Source organism: Moheibacter stercoris (assembly GCF_040545805.1).
GTDB lineage: Bacteria > Bacteroidota > Bacteroidia > Flavobacteriales > Weeksellaceae > Moheibacter > Moheibacter stercoris.
The window spans coordinates 20,554-42,089 of sequence record NZ_JBEPMO010000015.1 but is presented as its reverse complement, the minus strand read 5'-3'; the positions used below and the strand labels follow the sequence as shown (position 1 = coordinate 42,089).

The window sequence follows — 21,536 nt, the reverse complement described above, 5'->3', positions numbered from 1 at the left end:
ATGAGATTTCTTTTTATTTTAATCCTTGGTTTAGGTAATTTATGTTTATTTGCTCAAAATCAATTAATTCCACAGCCTCATAAATTAAAATTACAAGAAGGAGAATTCATCCTTCCTGAAACTTTTTTGTTGTCCGAAGCTTCACCAAAAATCGAAGCCAATTATTTGATCAATCGATTAAAAGACCAACTCAAAATAGACTTCGCAAAAAATCAGCGATCTCATATTCAATTCATTCAAACGAATAAAAATTTTCATCCTGAAGAATACCATTTAACAGTTTCCAATCAAAATATTTCGATACTATTTTCAACGAATGAGGGTTATTTCAGAGCGATCACAACCCTTGCGCAATTATTGGAAGAGCATAAAAATTCGGGTAAAATTCCAGCGATGCACATTAAAGATCGTCCAAAATTTGAATGGCGCGGAATGCATTTGGATGTTGTTCGGCATTTTTTCACCGTGGAAGAAGTCAAAAAATATTTGGACTATTTGGCAATGTACAAAATCAATACCTTTCATTGGCATTTGACCGATGATCAAGGTTGGCGCATTGAAATCAAAAAATATCCGAAATTGATTGAAATCGCTTCCAAACGCAAAGAATCGATGATTGGACCTTATGTGGATCAAGAATTTGATGGAGTTCCCCACAACGGATTTTATACCCAAGAAGAAATCAAAGAAGTAATTGAATACGCCAAAAATCTCCATATCACTATTGTTCCTGAAATTGAAATGCCAGGCCACGCTGTTGCCGCATTGACGGCTTATCCGGAGCTTTCTTGCACTGGCGGACCGTTTGAAGTGGAAACCAAATGGGGTGTTTTTGACGATATATTTTGTCCGAAAGACGAAACTTTCGCTTTTTTGGAGGATGTTTTGACCGAAGTGATGGATTTATTTCCTTCGGAATACATTCACATCGGCGGTGACGAAGCCCCCAAAACGAGATGGAAAGAATGTGCGCATTGCCAAGATTTGATAAAAAAAGAAGGATTGAAGGACGAACACGAATTACAGAGTTATTTCATCAAACGAATCGAAAAATTTGTGAATTCAAAAGGCAGAAAAATAATAGGTTGGAACGAAATCTTGGAAGGTGGATTGGCTCCCAATGCTGCAGTGATGAGCTGGACGGGCGATGAGGGTGGAATTGAAGCAGCCAAACAAGGAAATTATGCGGTAATGACACCAGCTGGATATCTCTATTTTGACCATTATCAGGGCGATCCACAAATCGAACCACTGGCATTTGGAGGAAATAATCCTTTGGATAAAGTGTATTCCTATAATCCGATTCCGAAAGAATTAAATGAAGAACAAGGAAAATACATTTTGGGCGTTCAAGCGAATATTTGGGCGGAATACATCACGCATTTCAAACAAGTCGAATATATGCTTTTTCCGCGTTTGATGGCTTTGTCTGAAATCGGATGGGGAACTTCCAATCCTACTGATTATGCTGGTTTTGAGAAAAGAGTGATTCAACATTTCGATCATTTGGATGCAAAAGGAATCAATTATGCCAAAAGTATTTACAATTTAAGAGGAAATATTTTGCAAGATGTAAAAGGAATTTCCTACGAATTGAAAACTTCGCGTAATAAGGAAAACATTCGATTCACCACAAACGGAGAAATTCCAACTTGGAATTCTTCTCCTTACATCCACCCTATTCCTGTCACTAAATCGATGACGATAAAATCGGCTTATTTTGAAAATGGCGAATTGAAAAGTGCGGTTTCCAGTCAGACTTTTACCTTGACAAAATCCACTGGAAAACCAATCAAATTAAAAGATCAACCTGCTGAAAATTATGCTTCTAACGGGCCGAGTACGTTGGTGGATGGAGTTGTTGGAAACCCAAAAGTTTTGGGAACCACTTGGTTGGGATTCAGCGGAAAAAATGTGGAAGCAGAAATTGATTTGGGTACAATTACTTCGTTTGAAAAAATCGGATTTAATTCTTTGGATAATAAAGGAAGTTGGATTCATTTAGCGAAATCGGCTCGAGTTTTCATTTCCAATGACGGAATAAAATTCGAAGAGCTACAAAAAATTGGGAAAGAAGAAATCCAAAAAGCAAAAGGAAAAGTAGAAATGAATTTAGGCAAACAATCTGCTCGCTTTGTCAAAATCATCATTGAAAATGCCGGAATCATTCCAGCCGGATTTCCAGGTGCAGGATCAGAAGCTTGGTTGTTTGTCGATGAGATTTCGATTGATTAAAGTCTAATAAATCGCGAGAATTTCTTGAGAAACGCCATTGAAAACGAATTGAGAACCCGAAGAAAATCCCCAAATCGCTTGGATTAAAGGAGCTTCGGGTGAAACCGCAAAGATTTTTTGACCTTCCAATATGATTTCTCCGAATCCAACAGACACAAAAAAGTAAGCGTATTTGGTTTGAACAATTGCACCGTTTTTGACGATATCGCAAGGTTCTGAAGAAATTTTGGATAAAGCAGCTTTTTGATCGAGTTGAACTTTTAGTTGGGATTGCAAACGATTGATTTCTTGTTGCAACATTTCACGACTCGTTTCGTACTTATCGCCCATCGAACTTTTGGTGTCATTGTTGGACGAACGTACATCGGCAATCAAATTTTCAAATTCAGCAATTTTCAAATCGATTTGTTCATTGAGATATCCTAGTAAATCCGCTTTGTTCATCGAGCAAAAATAGGGAATTAAAATCCTTCTTAAATTCCCTATTATTAAAGAGCTATAACTCTAGTGATCTTATATATTCGTTTAATCACTTTTGGAACTACTATAGGTCAACTTTTCGCTGACCAAAAAATAATTTTGGGGATCTACTGTTTGATGATAAGCCATTTTAGCAAATTTCAATTGATCGGAATCAAAACTTAACACATCCATTAAGTCAGCTATTTGCGCGGATTCAAAATGATGTTGTTTCAATTGAGTCTCCAATAAATCCAATTTATCGGAACTAAATTTTTGCTTTTCAACAATCGATTTAAAACGTTGAAAATTTTCTGATGTCATAACGATTGCAACGGGAGTAGTTTCAAAAGGCACTACTTCTTCCACAATCAAATTTCCTCTATGAAAACGCGCATAGGTCAAAGAATTTCCAGCTAAATTGATTCCACCATTATATAAAATTTTACGATTTCTTCTCTCTTGACGAAAGATTTTCACCGGATGAAATCCAATCGAAATTCTTTCTATATAAATAGGTTCGCCTTCCGATCTAAATTCAAATTTCCCGATTTGAACAAGATAAGAATCCTGTCGAGCAAATTTAATTTGCAAATCGGCAGAATTGACTTGCGCAAAGGCGTTCGAAATAAAAAAGGTTAGAAAAATAAAGAAAGAGAAAAATAGTTTCATAGCGTAATTTTCAATCACCTATACCAATTGACATGCCAAATATAGTGGTTTCTTCAAAAATATTTGATATATCAATTTTATAAACTTCTTACAAGACCTCTTTTAAAATTTTCACAAAACCATCCGATTTACTCATCGTGTAAAAATGCAATATAGGAACCTCATTCTGTATCAACTCTTTACATTGATTAACAATCCACTCCTCACCTATTTCTTTCACGCGCTTGTTTTCATCGGCCTTCACTAATTCATTTGCCAAATCATCAGGAAGATCGACATGAAAAGTTTTGGGTAAAGCCGTAATTTGACTTTTTGTGGTTATTGGTTTTAATCCTGGAATGATTGGAACGTTGATTCCAATTGCTCGACATTTGTCCACAAAATCAAAATATTTTTGGTTATCAAAAAACATTTGGGTGACAATATATTCGGCACCTAAATCCACTTTTTTCTTCAAATACCCCAAATCGATATTGAAATTGGGCGCTTCAAAATGCTTTTCGGGATAACCAGCCACACCAATACAGAAATTTGTGTTGGCACTATTTAGCAATTCATCATCCAAATATTTCCCTTGGTTCAAATTGACAATTTGTTCCAATAATTCAGAAGCATACCTATGACCATTTGGCTCAGGAATGAACGTAGATTCTGATTTAATGGGATCACCGCGCAACACCAACAAATTGTCAATGCCTAAAAAATTCAATTCAATCAAAGCATTTTCGGTATCTTCCTTGTCAAATCCGCCACAAATGATGTGTGGAACCGCATCAATTTTATAATGATTTTGAATCGCTGCACAAATCGCCACCGTTCCAGGACGTTTCCGAACACTTTTTCGCTCCAGCAAACCATTGAGATGTTTTTTGTAGACATATTCCTCACGATGATAAGTTACATCAATAAAAGCGGGGTTCAATTCCGCTAAAGGATCCAAAGTCTGAAAGATATGTTGAATGTTTTGACCTTTTACTGGAGGTAATATCTCCACCGAAAAAGCTGTTTTCTTTTGTTCAATGGCGCGTTGTACGTGTTCCGTTATTTTCATTTTTAGGTTTCTCTATTTTAATCTAGCTTTTGCAAGCAGCTTTTTAAATTCTGTACGATTTCTTGAATGTCTTCGCGTGAAGTGGTTCCTACCGATAATCTGAACCAATTCGAGGTTTGGGATGCACCAAATGCATAAAAAGGTACCAAAGCTACTTTGGCTTCTTCCAACAGATATTGCGTTACTTCTTGAATTGTTTCCAAGGTTTTTCCTTCTTTGGTTTTCTTACCAATTAAATCAAATTGAACAGTCAAATAAAGTGCAGCTTCTGGTTGGATCACATCAACAGGAAGACCTTCCGCTTTTAAGTCCAAAAATTTCTGGTAAAATTCCTCTAAACGGTACGATAATTCCGATTTCAAATGGGTCATATAAGAATCAATATCCGCTGAATTTTCTAAATATTCCGCTGTGGCCATTTGTTCAGGTTTTGGCGCCCAAGCGCCAATATGACTTAAAATATCTTTCATCTTGTTGATGATATCTTGTGGTCCAAATGCCCAACCTACTCGAACTCCTGTTGCGGCAAACGCCTTGGAAATCCCATCGATAAATAAGGTATACTCACGCATTTCGGGACGAAGTGAAACTGGATTATAATGTTCAATTTCACCATAAGTTAATTGCCAATAAATCTGATCAAACAATAAATACAAAGGTTTCAATTCCAATTCTTTACGTCGCTTATTTTCCGTAATGATTAAATCACAAATCTTTTCTAATTCATCTTTCTCAAACGTAGTTCCTGTTGGATTCAAAGGTGAACAAACCGCAATCAAATTTGCCTCTTCCATATACTGCGCTAATTCATCTGCAGTAGGCATGAACTTATTTTCAGGTTTTACTTCGATTGAAATTTCTTTGTTGCGAGCCAAATAGGTATAGGCATCATTGTTCCAAGAAGGCGCTGGATAAACAACCGTATCACCGGGATCCAAAATCGTTTGATACACTGCATAAATCAAAGGACGCGCACCTCCAGAAATAAGAATTTCATTTTCTGAATAGCTTATTCCCATTTTTTTTTCTAGGAATTTGGAAACATTTTGACGCAAAATCACTTCCCCATTTCCTGCTGGATAATTGGTAGAATCATTTTGATAATGCTTCACGATCAATTCCTTTAAAGTTTCAGGAATTGGAAAAATTTTCGAATCAAAATCTCCAATCGTTAAATTGTAAATTTTCTCTCCTTTTGCTTGAAGTGCACGAACTTCTCCTGCGATTTTGATGATTTCTGAACCTTTTAGGTTTTCAGAAAGTTGCGATGTTTTCATTTTTTTGTCTTTTGTATGATGAACAGAATCTTATTTCTGCCTTATTTTATTCAGCTAAATTAGGGGACAACCATTTTCTAGCCAATTCTAAATCTATTTTTTTTTGTTTGGCGAAATCTTCTACTTGATCTATTTTAATTTTTCCAACACCGAAATATTTGGAATTTGGATGCGCGAAATAATAACCTGATACAGAAGCAACTGGATACATAGCCAATGATTCAGTCAATTGAACGCCAATTCTTTCTTCAGGTTGTAATAATTCCCAAATGCTCAACTTTTCCAAATGATCGGGACAAGCTGGATAACCTGGCGCTGGACGAATTCCTTGGTATTTTTCTTGAATCAAATCTTCATTTCCTAAAGATTCATTTCCAGCATAACCCCAAAATTCTTTTCGAATTTTCTCATGAAGTAATTCCGCAAATGCTTCTGCAAATCGGTCAGCCAAAGCTTTGACCATGATTGCAGAATAATCATCTTGTTGTTGTTCGAATTCTTTTGCGTACTCTGCAATTTCTTCCCCAGCCGTCACCACAAAACATCCGATATAATCTTGAATTCCTGATTCCTTTGGCGCAATGAAATCAGCTAAGGATAAATTGGGTTGATTTTTTGATTTTTTCGCTTGTTGACGCAAACTGATGAATTGATTGATTTTCTGTTGAGTCGAATCATAGATTTCGATTACATCATCTTCCACAACATTTGCTGGAAATAAACCATAAATTCCTTTGGGCTGGCAAATGGAATTTTCAACGATTTTTTCAAGGAAATCCAATGCTTCTTTATATAATTTTTGTGCTTCTTCACCAATCAAAGAATCATTCAATAATTCAGGGAATTTCCCATACAATTCCCAAGTTTTAAAGAAGGGTGTCCAATCGATATAAGGAATCAATTCAGCAACAGAAACCGAAATTTCATGAACTCCTAATTCATTAGGAACTTTGATATTATCTTGATTGAATTCTAGTTTTAACTTATTAATTCGCGCTTCTTGAAGGGATAAATATTCTTTTTTAACTGAACGATTGAGAAATCCAGTTCTCAATACATCATATTCTTCTTGAAATTCTTTCAAATACTCTGACTTGTTTTTGCTCAATAATTTGGTCGCAACCGGAACGGAACGAGAAGCGTCTAAAATATGTACAACTTGGGAATATTCAGGCGAAATTTTCACAGCTGTATGAGCTTTGGAGGTAGTTGCTCCACCTATTAACAAAGGAAGGGAAAGGTTTCGACGTTTCATTTCCTTTGCAACATGTACCATTTCATCCAAGGAAGGAGTGATCAAACCGCTCAAACCAATCATATCCACTTGATGTTTTTCTGCTTCCTTTAAAATCTTATCGGCTGGAACCATGACGCCTAAATCAATGATTTCAAAACCATTACAGCTTAAAACAACCGATACGATATTTTTCCCAATATCATGAACATCACCCTTTACGGTAGCCATTAAGACTTTGGCAGTCGGTTTATCTGAATTATTTTTTCTCTTTTCTTCTTCTAAATATGGTGTCAAATAAGCAACAGATCGTTTCATCACACGAGCCGATTTCACGACTTGCGGCAAAAACATTTTTCCACTACCAAATAAATCTCCAACCACATTCATTCCATCCATCAACGGGCCTTCAATCACGCGTAATGGTGAACCAATTTGGTCTAATGCTTCTGCAGTATCTTGATCAATATATTCTGTAATTCCTTTGACTAAAGAATGTTCCAAACGCTTTTCTAAGGACCAATTTCGCCATTCTTCATCCTTTTTGACTTTTTTGGATTCGCCTTTAACGTTTTCAGCATAGTCAATCAATCGTTCTGTTGCATCATCGCGGCGATTAAGCACAACATCTTCGACCAATTCCAATAAATCCTTGGGAATACTATCATAGATTTCCAACATTTCAGGATTGACGATTCCCATATCCATACCATATTGAATCCCATGATAGAGAAAAACCGAATGAATCGCCTCGCGCACTTGATTATTTCCTCGAAATGAAAAAGAGGCATTGCTCACTCCTCCACTCACCAAAGCACCTGGAAGATTTTCTTTGATCCATTTCGTAGCTTCAAAAAAATCCAAGGCATTTCTACGATGCTCTTCCATTCCCGTCGCTAAAGGAAATATATTGACATCGAAAATTATGTCCGTTGATGGAAATCCTACCTGATGAACAAGAATATCATACGATCGTTGACATATTTCAATTCGTCTTTCCAAATTATCGGCTTGACCAATTTCATCAAACGCCATCACAATGGCCGCGGCGCCATAACGTCTTATTTTTTTCGCTTGCTGAATAAATATTTCTTCGCCTTCTTTCAAACTGATGGAATTCACAATGGCTTTTCCTTGAACATTTTTCAGTCCAGCTTCTAAAATTTCCCATTTTGACGAATCAATCATAATCGGAACTCTACAAATATCGGGTTCAGAAGCTACCAAACGTAAAAATTTGATCATCGCTTCTTTGCCATCGAGCATTCCTTCATCCATATTGATATCGATGATTTGCGCTCCGCCTTCTACTTGGTCTCGAGCAATTTGCAAGGCTTCCTCAAAATCGCCATTTTGAATCAATCGAAGGAATTTTTTAGAACCTGTCACATTGGTTCGCTCTCCTACATTGATAAAATTGGAATTATCTCTGATGTACAAAGGTTCCAATCCACTTAAAGTTAATTTGATACTCATAACAATGCAGGGATTTTACGCGGTTGATAATTTTGAACGAATTCTGCCATTTTCTGAATATGTTCAGGTGTTGTACCACAGCAACCACCCAAAATATTGATCCATCCGTTTTCTACCATCGGTCGTATGTTTTCCAACATGATTTCGGGAGACTCATCATATCCGCCAAAGGCATTTGGCAAACCTGCATTGGGATAGACACTGACATTGAAAGGTGCATGATCGGATAGGATTTCGACATAGGGCAACATATCGGTCGCGCCTAATGCACAATTCAATCCAATACTAAAAAGAGGAATATGCGCCAGGGAAATCAAAAATGCTTCTGTCGTTTGGCCCGAAAGGGTTCTTCCCGATTTATCCGTAATGGTTCCAGAAGCCATTAAAGGAACTTGAATTCCCGTTTGATCCATTGCTTCCATGATGCCAAAGAAGGCAGCTTTTGCATTGAGCGTATCAAATATCGTTTCCACCAATAAAGCATGAACTCCTGCTTTTAACAAAGTCGTAGCTTGTTCTTGATAGGTTATGACCAATTCATCAAAATCTACATTTCGAAAAGCTGGATCTTGAACTTTGGGTGAAATAGAAGCGGTACGATTCGTTGGACCGATTGAACCAGCGACAAATTTTGGCTGAGATGGATTTCGTGTGGTAAATTCATCAGCAACTTCCAACGCTAATTTGGCTGAAGCGAAATTTAATTCCTCTACCCAATCGACCATATCGTAATCCACCATAGAAATTCGATTGGCATTAAAGGTATTGGTTTCAAGAATATCGGCGCCTGCCTGAAGATAAGCGCGATGAATATTTTGAATAATTTCGGGTTGTGTGATGGACAGCAAGTCGTTATTGCCTTTCAATGACTGATGAAAATCGGCAAATCGGTCGCCACGATAGTCTTCTTCAGACAATTGATGACGCTGAATCATCGTGCCCATTGCACCATCTAAAATCAATATTTTCTCTTTGGATAAATCGGTCAAATTCATTTGAATACATTATTATTTGACCTTATTGAAAAATATACGCGAAGTATTTTTCCCTTATCTTTTCTTGCTCTTTTGACAAGATAGGATGTAGCACCCGACCTAACGGGTTGCTAAGGTATCATAGGGCCTAATCCCTCCACCTTTCTCAATAAGGATGCTGCAAATGTATAAATTAAAATCCGAAATACTCAAACTTATTTTTGAATAAGAAATAGCTAAAATGAAACAAAGCCATTCAATTTTACTCGAATGGCTTTGAATACTTAAACCTAAAAACTTACTAAACTTACTAAACTTTTATTTAGACGAATCTAAATAGTATATTATCCATTTACCCCTTTGGATTATATGTGGACAAATTTATTGAGGTAAACCATTAAATTCATTGACCTATGTTAAGAAATTAATAATTCTATCAAATTTTCTGAGGAAAATGATAATAAATATTTATTACAATTATATTATTAATATTCAAATACTTAAGTACCGCAAAATGTTTTATATTGGGAATCGAATTCTGGATTGGCTCTCAAAAAAGAATTATCAATTGAGGAAATCCTTTTTTTTGATTCTAATTGATTTAATAAATTGTGAAATTTTGAAAAATTTCCTTCCTCGGCATTTTTCAAAATTTCTTCTAATGATTGATTTCTTAAAATCATGATAGGGTTATTTCTCCTCATTATTTCATTTGAATTCAATTCATTTTCAATCCTAATTTTCCATTTTCCGAGCCAAGAATTCATTTCTTTTGGAAAATCGTTTTCTTTTTCATCAAAAACTTCTGGATAGGTTAACTTCGCAAACGAATTCGTATAATCCAATTTAAATTGATATAAGTATTCCAGAAACTCATCTACCAAATGACTATCACCCTCTTTTTCCTCTGTAATTCCTAATTTGGAAAACATCATTTTGTACCAAGATTCCATATAAAGTGAATCAAATTCATTAATTATCTGAATCGCTAATTCGATCGCAACTTTTTCTTCGGGATGAATTAGACTCAATAAAGTTTCCGCCAATCGAGCCAAATTCCATTTCAAGATTTTGGGTTGATTCTCAAACGAATACCGAGCATTTTGATCAATAGAACTATAAACGGTTGAGGGATCATAAACTCCCATAAACGCACATGGCCCAAAATCAAAAGTTTCTCCCGAAATGGAAATATTATCGGTATTCATCACTCCATGAATAAAGCCTACTCGCATCCAATTCACGATCAAATCAATCTGAACTTTCATCACTTTTTCCAAGAAAGCCAAAGCTAAATTGGTGGAATTTTTCAATTCTGGATACAATCGATTTACCGAATAATTCAAAAGTGTTTCAACATCATCCTGCGTTCCAAAATACCTGGCATATTCAAAGGTTCCGATACGAATATGAGATTTCATCACGCGCGTTAAAATGGCACCTTCATGAATTTCTTCTCGGTATACTTTTTCTCCTGTTTTGACTACTGCCAAACTACGAGAACTTGGAATTCCCAAATCATGTAAGACTTCACTGAATAAGTATTCTTTCAGCATGGACCTCAAGGTCGCTCGACCATCTCCCCTTCTCGAATAAGGAGTTGGTCCACTTCCCTTAAGCTGAATATCCCATCGATTTCCTTGTGCATCTAAATGTTCACCCAAAATCGTCGCGCGACCATCGCCCAACATCGTAAAATGCCCAAATTGATGGCCTGCATAAGCTTGAGAAAATGGCGTAGAATTCCATTGATTGCCCGACAAAATTTGAAGCAATGTTTCGTCAAAATCTCCATCAATGTTTAGACTTTTGCGTAATTCTTCATTCTTGACTACCCATTCTGGTTTTGATACTCCCTGAAAATGAATTCTTTCGTAGAATTTTTCGGGAAGGCTTAAATAAGTAGAATCAAAATTAAAATACATCGAGGATTTCATCGGAGATATTATTCTAGCAAATTTACGCATTTAATTATGGTTGATTTTCTGTATTTGAATTTGAATTTCGTTCATGTTTATAATTTGTTTCGTTAATTAGCGTTTCAAATCAGTGAAGTTTCAAATCGTCATATTCTTTTTCTTATTCACTTTTGTCGCAAAAGGGCAAGAGAAAAAGGATTCTATTTTCCAGTTTTTCAATTATCAGGTAAATGAAAAAACTTACAAATTAGATTTTGAAAAGAAAATAGCCACAGATTCCTCCTTTTTGAACGTTCTTGATTCTTTGAAAAACATTGGGTATTACACTTTAACACTGGATTCTATTCAAAATCAATCTGTGTATTTGAACAAAGGGAAAATGTACAAACAAATTTGGGTGAAAAATGATTCCATTTTTCAGAAAAAAGAAGATTGGTTTGCTGTGAAAAATTTGGATTCCTTGATTCAATCTGTTAATAAAAATTATGCGGCAAAAGGATATCCGTTTACCGAAGTGAAAATTCAACCTTTGGGTTATCAAAATGGAGAAGCACAAATCGCCTTGCAATTGAATTTGTTTTCCTCTAGAAGTATTGATGGTGTAAAAGTGGAAGGTTATGAAAAACTTTCAAAAGGCTATATCAAACATCATTTGGGACTAAAAAAAGGTAAAATTTACAATGAAGAAGAATTAAAATCCATTTCTGAAAAAATGAGCTATACAAGCTTCATTGAAGAAATTAGATCACCACAAACTCTTTTCAATACAGATTCGACAACTGTTTATTTGTACGTTAAAAAAGTAAAATCCAATGTTTTTGATGGTGTACTTGGATTTGGAAATGATAAAGAAGGAAAATTTCAATTGAATGGAAATGTCAAGGTAGAATTGAACAATAATTTCAATGGTATGGAAAAAATTCGGTTGAATTGGATTGCTACCGCAGACAAAAGCTCTACTTTGGATGTAGAAGTACGAATTCCATATTTATTTCAATCTTCGATCGGAACCCAAACCAATTTTAGCATGTATCGTAGAGATAGCGTGTTTGTGAACACCAAAATTGAAGAACGTTTATTTTACCAAATCACTACCAATTCTAATATTGGATTTAATCTAAGTTATGAGAATTCCAATTTCGTTTTAGATGATCATCCTGAATTGTCCATGTTGTATGATGATTATAATAAAACCGGATATGGAATTAGCTACGAATTACTTCAACCTTCCAACAATTCATTATTTGAAGGAAAATCGCGTATTTATTTCATTGGAAAAACTTTATCAAAAAAGAACCAAGATTTTGATGAAATTACCCAAACCTACACCGAAACGAAACAAGATCAATACGAATTAGGCTTTTATGGATTTCATTTGTTCCGTTTGCATCCACAACACTATATAAAAACACAGATTGAAGGATTTGGTCTTTTTGGATCAAACAATGAATATTCCCAAAATGAATTGTATCGAATTGGTGGATTTGGGAGCATCAGAGGATTCAATGAAGAAAGTATTTTGGCGTCTTCCTATGGAATTGGAAGTTTGGAATATCGATTTGTACCCAATGATGGATTCTACATTGCGGCGTTTGGTGATTATGGTATAATGGAAAATAAACCTGCTATGCTCAAACAAAATTTATTGGGTGTGGGAATGGGAATCTCATTCCTGACTCAATTGGGAATTTTCAATTTAAGTTATGCCGTTGGAAAACAGTCTGACACAGGATTTGATTTTAAAAATTCCAAAATTCATTTCGGAATTTTGACACGGTTTTAAAAAGAAATTAAAGCAAAAAAAACCTTGCTCCAAAAGAAACAAGGTAATTGTGTGTGTTTAGCTATTCGCTTATTGCTGTATGAACTCCAAATTTACAAAAAGTTTTACTTTATCTGACACAACTACTCCACCAGATTCTGTCAAAGCATCCCAGCTTAACCCGAAATCTTTACGATTTAACTCTCCTGTTAACTCAAAACCAGAACGTTGGTTTCCGTAAGGATCTTTGATTACACCTCCGAATTCTGCATGTAAATTCACAGGTTTTGTTACTCCACGCAATGTTAATTCACCTTTGATCGTATCTCCTTCCAATTTCCCTGTATATGACATCGTCGGGAATTCCTCAGCATTGAAAAAATCTGCGCTTTTTAAATGCTCGTCGCGTTGCGGATTTTTGGTATTGATTGAATCAATTTTTGCTTCAAATTGAAACTCTCCTCCTTGAAAAGTTTCATCTTCAGATTTTGCATTAGCAGAAAAATCCAAAAAATCTCCTGTTACAGTTGAAATAACCATATGCTTGATTTTGAACTGCACTTCAGAGTGACTATTATCTAAATTCCATGTTAGTGACATACTTATAAATTTTTAATGATTAGAAAACAAAGGTAGCGTCAAAATTTCTCAATAAAGTTGACCTATGATATTTTAACAAAATAGATAGAATTTTACAGAATTATGAAAAGTATTTGATGGAACAAAAATTGAATTCTCTTAGCATTCATCGGCATTAGAAGATATGTTATTTAAGTGTTAAATAACTTCGTTTAGTTCGGTAATTACAAAACTAACTGTACTTTTGCCAAAATTTTAGCATTTTGAAGTGTCCTAAAAAAATAGAACTTTTTGAAGAATTGGCAGCACACTACAAGGAAGTTTACAAGCTTCCACCCCTTGCTGCAAAGGTATATTCCTTCTTCTTGGTTGAAACATCTTCCAAAGAATACTCTTTTGATGAATTGGTTGAAAAATTTCAGGTGAGCAAAAGTTCCATGTCAAGTACATTGCATTTATTATCGCAATATGATTTTGTTTCTCAGTTAAACAAATTAGGAGATCGTAAAACTTATTATAAGATTACGCCTCAGCATTTGACCATACGTTTAAACCGTATCAAACGCAATTTGGAACAAGAGATTTTATTGACCGACAAATTGATTCAATTTCATAAAAAAGAATCTCCAAATTTCAATCAATTGAGTGTTGACAAAGTAAAAATTTATACCCAACACCTTCAAACTTCTGTAAAAGGATTGGCTACGACCATTGAAAAAATAGAAAAATTAAATCATACCATTTAATCATATGAATACAAAAACATTCGCAATTTCGGTTCTCCTATCTGCAAGCATTATTTCTTGTGGTAAAAAAGAACAGCAACCTCAAGGCATGAATCAAACTCCATCATTGCCTGTTACAGAAATTTCCACGAAAGATGTAACAGGATACACTGCTTTTCCTGTCAATATCGAAGGTAGAGTTAACAATGATGTTCGAGCAAAAATTCAAGGATACATTACGCAGGTGTATGTAGACGAGGGACAAGTCGTTTCCAAAGGTCAACCTTTATTCAAATTGGAAACCAATGTTTTAAGTCAAAATGCCAATGCGGCAAAATCGGGTGTGACAGCAGCTCAAGCTTCTGTAAAAGCAGCTGAAGCTTCGGTTAAATCTGCGCAAGTTGAAGTAGACAAATTGATTCCTTTGGTAGAAAAAAACATCATCAGCAATGTTCAATTGGAAACCGCTAAAGCTAATTTGATGCGTGCGCAAAGCCAAATGGCACAAGCTCAAGCTGCTTACCAACAAGCCCAAGCGAATTATAGTGGAATTCAAGCCAATATTGATTTCTCGGTTGTAAGAAGTCCAATTTCTGGTGTGGTGGGTGCCATCAATTTCCGCGAAGGAAGTTTGGTTGGGCCATCTGATCCGACTCCCATGACTTCTGTATCTGAAGTTGGGGAAGTTTTCGCGTATTTTTCAATGAATGAACGTGAGTATTTTGATTTCTTAGAAGAAACAGAAGGAAAAAATGTATCTGAAAAATTAAAAAATATTCCTGACGTAGAATTGGTCTTAGCGAATGGACAATTATATAATGAAAAAGGGAAAATCAAAACCGTAACAGGTCAAATCAATCCTCAAACAGGAACGATTCAGTTTAGAGCGACATTCCCTAACAAGGATCGTTTGTTAAGCAATGGAAATAGTGGTACAATCCGTATCCCCAAAGAATATGGAGAGGCATTGGTCATTCCTGAAACTGCAACATTTGAACAACAAGGATATACCTATGTTTATTTGGTTGAAAAAGACACGGCAACTATGAAAATTATCGAAATAGAAGATCGTATTGACAATTTGGCTGTTGTAAAGTCAGGATTGAAAAAAGGCGATAAAATTGTCGTAGAAGGTATGGGCAAATTGAGAGATAATTCTCCAATTGCACCACAATTGGTTCCTTTTGATTCAGTTACCAAACCTATCAAACCAGTATTTTAATTTGAAGTTATGTTAAAGACATTCATAGAAAGACCCGTATTGTCCACCGTAATTTCCATTATCATTGTGATTTTGGGGATTCTGGGGATTTTAACTTTACCCATCACACAATATCCTGAAATTGCACCTCCAAGTGTTCAAATTTCAGCAAACTATCCGGGAGCAAATGCGCAAACCGTATTGGAGAGTGTGGTGATTCCGATTGAAGAACAAGTTAATGGTGTAGAAGGTATGGACTACATCACTTCGACTGCCACCAATAACGGTACAGCAACAGTTCAAATTACCTTCAAACAAAATGTAGATCCAGATATTGCGGCTGTAAACGTACAAAATCGTGTTGCACGTGCTACTCCCCTTTTGCCTGCAGAGGTTACAAGATCGGGTGTAGTTACACAAAAGCAACAAACCAGTGCTTTGATGTTCGTTTCCTTTTATTCTGAAAACGAAAATTACGATCAGTTGTATGTTCAAAATTACATGAACATCAACGTTGTACCTCAATTAAAACGTGTTAACGGAGTTGGGGACGCCAACGTATTTGGGATACGTAATTATGCGATGCGTGTTTGGTTAGATCCAGTTCGTATGGCCAATTATGGATTGGTTCCTTCTGATATTACTGCTGCTTTAAACGAACAAAGTTTGGAAGCTGCTGCGGGACAGTTAGGGGAAAATTCAGGAGAAGCGTTTCAATATGTGATTCGTTATAGCGGAAAATATAGAACTGAGGAACAATACCAAAATATTGTCATCAAATCCATGGAAAATGGTCAAGTTTTATACTTGAAAGATGTGGCCAAAGTAGAAATGGGTTCTCAAGGATATACAGGTATTTCCCGATTGAATGGTAAACCAGCCGTTGCGATGGCAATTTATCAAACTCCAGGGTCCAATGCGAAGGAGATTATTGACGCTTTGAATGTCGAATTGGAAAAAATCAGTGAAACATTGCCAACAGGGGTTCATTACAAAGTCATGTTTGACACCAATGAATTCTTGGATGCGTCTATCGATAAAGTATTGACAACCTTAATTGAAGCCTTTATCTTGGTATTTATCGTAGTTTTTGTCTTTTTACAAGATTTACGTTCCACTTTGGTACCTTTGATTGCAGTACCAGTTTCCATTATTGGTACCTTCTTTTTCTTGAATTTATTTGGATTCTCCATCAACTTATTGACGTTATTCGCTTTGGTATTAGCCATTGGGATTGTGGTCGATGACGCGATTGTCGTCGTCGAGGCGATCCACGCGAAAATGGAACATACAAACGAATCGGGTAGAGAAGCTGCCTTAAGCACAATGACTGAAATTTCGGGAGCTATTGTTTCGATTACACTCGTAATGGCGGCAGTATTCGTTCCGGTTACTTTTATTGGCGGACCAACTGGAGTCTTTTATAAACAGTTTGGGGTTACGCTAATTGTCGCCATTGTGATTTCGGCTGTAAACGCTTTGACCTTAAGTCCTGCCTTGTGTGCTTTATTGTTGAAACCTCATAATGAAGAAGAGCACGGAAAAAAGAAAAATTTCATCCAACGATTCTTTGCAGGATTCAACAGAGCGTTTGATGCGATTACAAGTAAATATGCCAAAAGTTTCGGATTTTTATTCCGTCACAAATGGGTTACATTCTTGATTTTAGCATTATGTGGATTAGGAATTTTCTGGGCAAACAAAACAATGCCAACCGGATTTGTTCCAAGTGAAGATAGAAGTTTTATCATGGCGAACTTTGAATTGCCTCCAGGATCATCAGGAGACCGTGTTGCGGCGATGCAATCTGAATTCCAAAAGAAATTAGAACAATTACCAGAAGTGGAAGCCGTAACCATGGTTTCGGGATTTAGTTTCGTTTCGGGACAAGGATCGAACTATGGTATGGGAATGATTCGTTTGAAAAGCTTATCTGAGCGAGATTCAGAAGCTTCTTCAAGTAATGCGGTTGTTGGGAAATTATTTGGAATGGCTGCAACGATGCCTGAAGCCAATATGATTTTCTTTGCTCCTCCTTCTATTCCTGGTTTTGGGATGTCCTCTGGATTTGAATTGAAATTGTTGGACCGTTCAGGTGGAGACATCAACGAATTTGCACAAATTGCTCAAGGTTTTACAGGGGAATTAATGAAACGTCCTGAAATCCAATATGCGCAAACCTCATTTAACACCCGATATGCGCAATATGAAATTGAATTGAACATTCCTCGCGCCAAACAATCTGGTGTAACTGTAAGTCAATTGTTCAATGCCTTACAAGGATATATTGGTGGAATTTACGCAGCGGACTTTACAAGATATGGAAAACAATTCCGAGTAATGGTTCAAGCCTTACCAGAAGATAGAGCTTCGGAACAAGACTTGAGTAAAATCTTTGTTCGTACATCCAATGGTAGCATGACGCCTATTACACAATTCGTTCAATTGAATCGTATTTATGGTCCACAGGTCATCAATCGTTTCAATTTGTTTACCAATGCTAGTATTTCTGGAGCACCAAATCCTGGATACAGTACAGGTGATGCGATCCGAGCTATTGAAGAAGTTTCTTCCTCATCTTTATCCCAAAGTTATGGCATTGACTACGCTGGTTTAACTCGTGAGGAAATCAGTTCTGGAAATCAAACATTATTGATTTTCATGTTGTGTATCATTTTCGTATACTTCATTTTATCGGCTCAATATGAAAGTTATTTGTTACCATTATCTGTATTGTTATCAATTCCAGGTGGATTGATGGGTGCTTATTGGGCACAGAAAATAGCAGGATTGGAAAACAATATTTACTTCCAAATTGCCCTCATCATGCTTGTGGGATTACTCGCGAAAAATGCAATTTTGATTGTGGAATTTGCACTTCAGCGACGAAAACATGGAGAATCCATCGTGGATTCAGCGATCAATGGTGCAAAAGCGCGTTTTAGACCTATCTTGATGACCTCCTTTGCCTTTATTTTAGGTTTGATGCCATTGGTATTCTCATCGGGAATCGGATATGTCGGAAACCGTTCTATTGCGACTGGAGCAGCATTTGGATTGCTAATTGGAACCATCATTGGAGTATTTAACATTCCCGTTTTATATGTAATTTTCCAATGGTTACAAGAAAAGGTAAAACCAATGAAATTTGATAAAGTAGAATCTTCAACTGATAAACACTAGTCAAGTTTTTAAATTGAACAAAAACATGAAAAAAACATTTCAATATATGGGTTTAGTAGGAATTGCAATTTTTTTGCAATCCTGCTTTGCCGCAAAAGAATATACACGCGAACAAACGGTTGTAAACGAAGCCAACTATCACACCGATTTAATTCCCACCGATAGTTTGAGCATGGCTTCTCTTTCTTGGAAAGAGATTTTCAAAGATTCTTATTTGAATCAACATATTGACAAAGCCTTGACCAACAATTTAGACATTCGCATGGCCATGAAAAACATGGACGCAGCTCAAGCTTATGTGAAACAAGGAAAAGCAGCCTATTTTCCTACCATCAATGGAAATGCGTCTTATACCCATTCCACGCAATCTTTAAATACGCAATTTGGTCAATTTGGTGGAGGCGAAAGACAATACATCAACCAATATGAACTTTCTGGTAGCCTTTCTTGGGAAGCAGATATTTGGGGGAAATTGAGAAGCAATGATCGCGCATTTACTGCTTCTTATATGCAATCCGTTTCGGCGCACCAAGCAGTAAAATCCAATTTAGTTGCTCAAGTTGCGTCAACCTATTATCAATTATTGGCTTTGGACGAACAAAAAAGAATTGCAGAAGAAACCATTGCCAATAGAGAAGAAAGTGTTGAAACCATCAAACTGTTAAAAGATGCAGGAAACGTAACTGAGGTTGCTGTCAAACAAACCGAAGCTCAATTATTGAACAACAAAGCTTTGTTGTTGGACATCGAAAACAACATCAAATTATTGGAAAACTCTTTAAGTATTTTGATGGGTGAAAACCCAAGAAATATTGAACGTTCTACTTTAAAAGAACAAGTAATTTCGGCAGAATTAAAAACAGGTGTTCCCGTTCAATTGTTGACCAATCGTCCCGACATCATGGCGGCAGAATACGCTTTGATTAATGCTTTTGAATTAACCAATGTCGCAAGAAGCAACTTCTATCCTAGCCTTCGTTTATCAGCCAATGGAGGAATTCAAAGCATCGATTTCGAAGATTTATTCAGTGCCAATTCCCTTTTCGCGAGCATCGTGGGTTCCTTAACACAACCTATTTTGAATGGTCGTCAGATTCGTACCCAATATGAAGTTCGTCAAACACAACAAGAACATGCATTGTTGAACTACAAAAAAGCCATCCTAAATGCTTCCAAAGAGGTTTCAGATGCGCTATACACCTATCAAACCAACGAAGAAAAAGTGGTTTTAAAGCAAGAAGAATTCGAAGCCTACAACCAAGCGATTCAATATTCAGAAGAATTACAGATTTATGGTATGGCCAATTATTTAGAGGTTTTGACCGCGCGTCAAAATGCTTTAAATGCACAGTTAGCCATGATCAATACCGAATTTGGAAAACTCAATGCATTGGTCCAATTGTACCGAGCTTTGGGTGGTGGTTGGAGATAATTCCCAAAAAAATAGAAAAGAAAAAGACAGTTCCTAGGAGCTGTCTTTTTTATTTTGGGCGTGCCCTCGTTGCTAAAAAATGATGGACTTTTAATTTACCTATTCAGCCGGCAACGAGGTCAGGCTATCCGTTACAACTCCTCACCGCCATGGCGGCTGTGGGGTTTCCACTTCTATCCCTCACGCAAGTTTAGTTTCTAAAATCACTTGCTTCATCTAATCGTTTTTCTTGCTCATCGGTCAATTGAATTTTTGGCGCTTGAATGATGGATTCCAATTGTCGTAAGCTGGTTGCACTTACAATCGGAGCAGCAATCGTTGGCTGATTGAGCAACCAAGCCAATGAAATTACAGCTGGAGTCGTATTTTGTTCGCTCGCAACTTCATCCAAACAATCCAAAATTCGAAATCCACGTTCGTTCATGTATTGTTTGACATCTTTTCCTCGTTGACTTTGACCAAAATCTGCATCGCTTCGATATTTACCTGTTAAAAATCCGCTAGCAAGCGAATAATAATTGATTACACTTAGGTTCTGAACAGCAGCAATACTTTGGTATTCGGTTTCAAACTTTTCACGATCGTATAAATTATACAAGGGTTGTAAGGTTTCATATCGAGGAAGACTATATTTTTCAGATGCTTCCAATGAGTCCAGCAAACGTTCTGCAGAAATATTGGATGCACCAATCGCACGAATTTTCCCATCTTGAATTAGGTCTTGGAATGCAGACAAAGTTTCCTCCACAGGCGTAACTTCATCGTCATAATGCAGTTGATACAAATCAATATAATCGGTTTGTAAACGCATCAAGGAATTGTCTACTTCCTCTTTGATATGTTTTTTAGAAGCATTGGGTTTTGCAAAATTTTTCCCTCTTCCTCCAACCTTAGTACCTATAATTACTTTATCTCGAATTCTTCTCTTTTTGAGCCAAGTTCCAATGATTCGTTCCGATTCTCCTCCATCATTTCCTTTTACCCAATACGAATAATTATTAGCCGTATCTATAAAATTAAAACCATTGCCAACAAAGGCATCTATGATTTCGTGTGATTGATTTTCATCGATCGTCCAGCCGAAAACATTTCCTCCAAAAGCGATGGGTGAAACCATTAAATCAGAATTTCCTAATTGCTTTTTTTCCATGATCATGAATTTAGGTTAAATGTAAGAAATCTAACCTTGAACCTTAGCAAGGAATCTGAATTTAACACAAGAAAAAATCCTTCTAAAAAAGAAGGATTCTTAGGGTTCGGTTGATCTATATATAGTAGTAAGTTACGAAAAGTTAGGGATCATTTCTAAAACAAAAATAGTCTAGTCAGTACAATAAAAAAAGGGGAAAAATCCCCT

General features: G+C 36.3%; 15 protein-coding genes and 1 riboswitch. Of the genes, 6 read left to right on the top strand and 9 right to left on the bottom strand.

Annotation, left to right across the window (positions count from 1 at the left end):
- On the top strand, positions 1 to 2,235 hold the full coding sequence (locus ABID46_RS10910) for a glycoside hydrolase family 20 protein (protein WP_354510001.1): 2,235 nt from the start codon (positions 1 to 3) through the stop codon (positions 2,233 to 2,235).
- Positions 2,236 to 2,238: 3 nt separating this feature from the next.
- Here ABID46_RS10910 and ABID46_RS10905 read toward each other — a convergent pair whose 3' ends face one another.
- The 7 genes from ABID46_RS10905 to ABID46_RS10875 all read right to left on the bottom strand — a co-directional run bounded on the left by ABID46_RS10905 (position 2,239) and on the right by ABID46_RS10875 (position 11,303).
- On the bottom strand, positions 2,239 to 2,679 hold the full coding sequence (locus ABID46_RS10905; RefSeq protein ID WP_354509999.1) for a hypothetical protein: 441 nt from the start codon (positions 2,677 to 2,679) through the stop codon (positions 2,239 to 2,241).
- Positions 2,680 to 2,760: 81 nt separating this feature from the next.
- Positions 2,761 to 3,366 (bottom strand): proline and serine-rich protein 1 family protein, encoded by a 606-nt coding sequence (locus ABID46_RS10900; protein WP_354509997.1) that lies wholly within the window; start codon positions 3,364 to 3,366, stop codon positions 2,761 to 2,763.
- Between the two features lie 88 nt (positions 3,367 to 3,454).
- Entirely contained in the window at positions 3,455 to 4,417 is a 963-nt protein-coding gene (gene metF, locus ABID46_RS10895) for a methylenetetrahydrofolate reductase [NAD(P)H] (protein WP_354509995.1), read from the bottom strand.
- 17 nt (positions 4,418 to 4,434) lie between these two features.
- The gene (locus tag ABID46_RS10890) at positions 4,435 to 5,694 is read right to left on the bottom strand and encodes a pyridoxal phosphate-dependent aminotransferase (RefSeq protein WP_354509993.1); all 1,260 of its coding nucleotides are present in this window, start codon (positions 5,692 to 5,694) and stop codon (positions 4,435 to 4,437) included.
- Between the two features lie 46 nt (positions 5,695 to 5,740).
- Positions 5,741 to 8,404, bottom strand: coding sequence for a methionine synthase (metH, locus tag ABID46_RS10885; RefSeq protein WP_354509991.1), 2,664 nt, complete (start codon positions 8,402 to 8,404; stop codon positions 5,741 to 5,743).
- Complete coding sequence (locus tag ABID46_RS10880; RefSeq protein ID WP_354509989.1) at positions 8,401 to 9,399, bottom strand: homocysteine S-methyltransferase family protein; 999 nt, start codon at positions 9,397 to 9,399, stop codon at positions 8,401 to 8,403. Before ABID46_RS10880 ends, metH begins: the two co-directional genes overlap by 4 nt.
- A 51-nt stretch (positions 9,400 to 9,450) precedes the next feature.
- Positions 9,451 to 9,554: riboswitch (SAM riboswitch) on the bottom strand.
- 324 nt (positions 9,555 to 9,878) lie between these two features.
- A complete protein-coding gene (locus ABID46_RS10875) occupies positions 9,879 to 11,303 on the bottom strand; it encodes a protein adenylyltransferase SelO (RefSeq protein ID WP_354509987.1) in 1,425 nt (474 codons plus the stop codon).
- 124 nt (positions 11,304 to 11,427) lie between these two features.
- Here ABID46_RS10875 and ABID46_RS10870 point away from each other — a divergent pair, with 124 nt between their 5' ends.
- Positions 11,428 to 13,080, top strand: a complete 1,653-nt coding sequence (locus ABID46_RS10870; RefSeq protein ID WP_354509985.1) for a BamA/TamA family outer membrane protein — start codon at positions 11,428 to 11,430, stop codon at positions 13,078 to 13,080.
- A gap of 69 nt (positions 13,081 to 13,149) precedes the next feature.
- Here the strand turns inward: ABID46_RS10870 and ABID46_RS10865 are convergent, their stop codons facing one another.
- The gene (locus ABID46_RS10865) at positions 13,150 to 13,659 is read right to left on the bottom strand and encodes a YceI family protein (RefSeq protein ID WP_354509983.1); all 510 of its coding nucleotides are present in this window, start codon (positions 13,657 to 13,659) and stop codon (positions 13,150 to 13,152) included.
- A 242-nt stretch (positions 13,660 to 13,901) separates the two neighbouring features.
- On the opposite strand from ABID46_RS10865, the gene ABID46_RS10860 reads away from it, so the two are divergent.
- Genes ABID46_RS10860 through ABID46_RS10845 form a run of 4 tightly spaced genes read left to right on the top strand, consistent with a single transcriptional unit; the run spans position 13,902 to position 20,179 of the window.
- Complete coding sequence (locus ABID46_RS10860; protein WP_354509981.1) at positions 13,902 to 14,384, top strand: GbsR/MarR family transcriptional regulator; 483 nt, start codon at positions 13,902 to 13,904, stop codon at positions 14,382 to 14,384.
- A 4-nt stretch (positions 14,385 to 14,388) separates the two neighbouring features.
- Entirely contained in the window at positions 14,389 to 15,585 is a 1,197-nt protein-coding gene (locus ABID46_RS10855; protein WP_354509979.1) for an efflux RND transporter periplasmic adaptor subunit, read from the top strand.
- 9 nt (positions 15,586 to 15,594) lie between these two features.
- Positions 15,595 to 18,747, top strand: coding sequence for an efflux RND transporter permease subunit (locus tag ABID46_RS10850; RefSeq protein ID WP_354509977.1), 3,153 nt, complete (start codon positions 15,595 to 15,597; stop codon positions 18,745 to 18,747).
- 25 nt (positions 18,748 to 18,772) lie between these two features.
- Positions 18,773 to 20,179 (top strand): efflux transporter outer membrane subunit, encoded by a 1,407-nt coding sequence (locus ABID46_RS10845; RefSeq protein ID WP_354509975.1) that lies wholly within the window; start codon positions 18,773 to 18,775, stop codon positions 20,177 to 20,179.
- A 190-nt stretch (positions 20,180 to 20,369) separates the two neighbouring features.
- Here ABID46_RS10845 and ABID46_RS10840 read toward each other — a convergent pair whose 3' ends face one another.
- Positions 20,370 to 21,329, bottom strand: a complete 960-nt coding sequence (locus ABID46_RS10840) for an aldo/keto reductase (protein WP_354509973.1) — start codon at positions 21,327 to 21,329, stop codon at positions 20,370 to 20,372.
- Positions 21,330 to 21,536 lie beyond the last annotated feature (207 nt).

Excerpts from the sequence above, each read along its gene's own strand:
- ABID46_RS10845 (WP_354509975.1), top strand. The coding sequence starts at position 18,773 with ATGAAAAAAACATTTCAATATATGGGTTTAGTAGGAATTGCAATTTTT.
- ABID46_RS10880 (WP_354509989.1), bottom strand. The coding sequence starts at position 9,399 with ATGAATTTGACCGATTTATCCAAAGAGAAAATATTGATTTTAGATGGT.
- ABID46_RS10875 (WP_354509987.1), bottom strand. The coding sequence starts at position 11,303 with ATGTATTTTAATTTTGATTCTACTTATTTAAGCCTTCCCGAAAAATTC.
- ABID46_RS10910 (WP_354510001.1), top strand. The coding sequence starts at position 1 with ATGAGATTTCTTTTTATTTTAATCCTTGGTTTAGGTAATTTATGTTTA.
- metF (WP_354509995.1), bottom strand. The coding sequence starts at position 4,417 with ATGAAAATAACGGAACACGTACAACGCGCCATTGAACAAAAGAAAACA.
- ABID46_RS10840 (WP_354509973.1), bottom strand. The coding sequence starts at position 21,329 with ATGGAAAAAAAGCAATTAGGAAATTCTGATTTAATGGTTTCACCCATC.
- ABID46_RS10905 (WP_354509999.1), bottom strand. The coding sequence starts at position 2,679 with ATGAACAAAGCGGATTTACTAGGATATCTCAATGAACAAATCGATTTG.
- ABID46_RS10890 (WP_354509993.1), bottom strand. The coding sequence starts at position 5,694 with ATGAAAACATCGCAACTTTCTGAAAACCTAAAAGGTTCAGAAATCATC.
- metH (WP_354509991.1), bottom strand. The coding sequence starts at position 8,404 with ATGAGTATCAAATTAACTTTAAGTGGATTGGAACCTTTGTACATCAGA.
- ABID46_RS10855 (WP_354509979.1), top strand. The coding sequence starts at position 14,389 with ATGAATACAAAAACATTCGCAATTTCGGTTCTCCTATCTGCAAGCATT.
- ABID46_RS10865 (WP_354509983.1), bottom strand. The coding sequence starts at position 13,659 with ATGTCACTAACATGGAATTTAGATAATAGTCACTCTGAAGTGCAGTTC.
- ABID46_RS10850 (WP_354509977.1), top strand. The coding sequence starts at position 15,595 with ATGTTAAAGACATTCATAGAAAGACCCGTATTGTCCACCGTAATTTCC.
- ABID46_RS10900 (WP_354509997.1), bottom strand. The coding sequence starts at position 3,366 with ATGAAACTATTTTTCTCTTTCTTTATTTTTCTAACCTTTTTTATTTCG.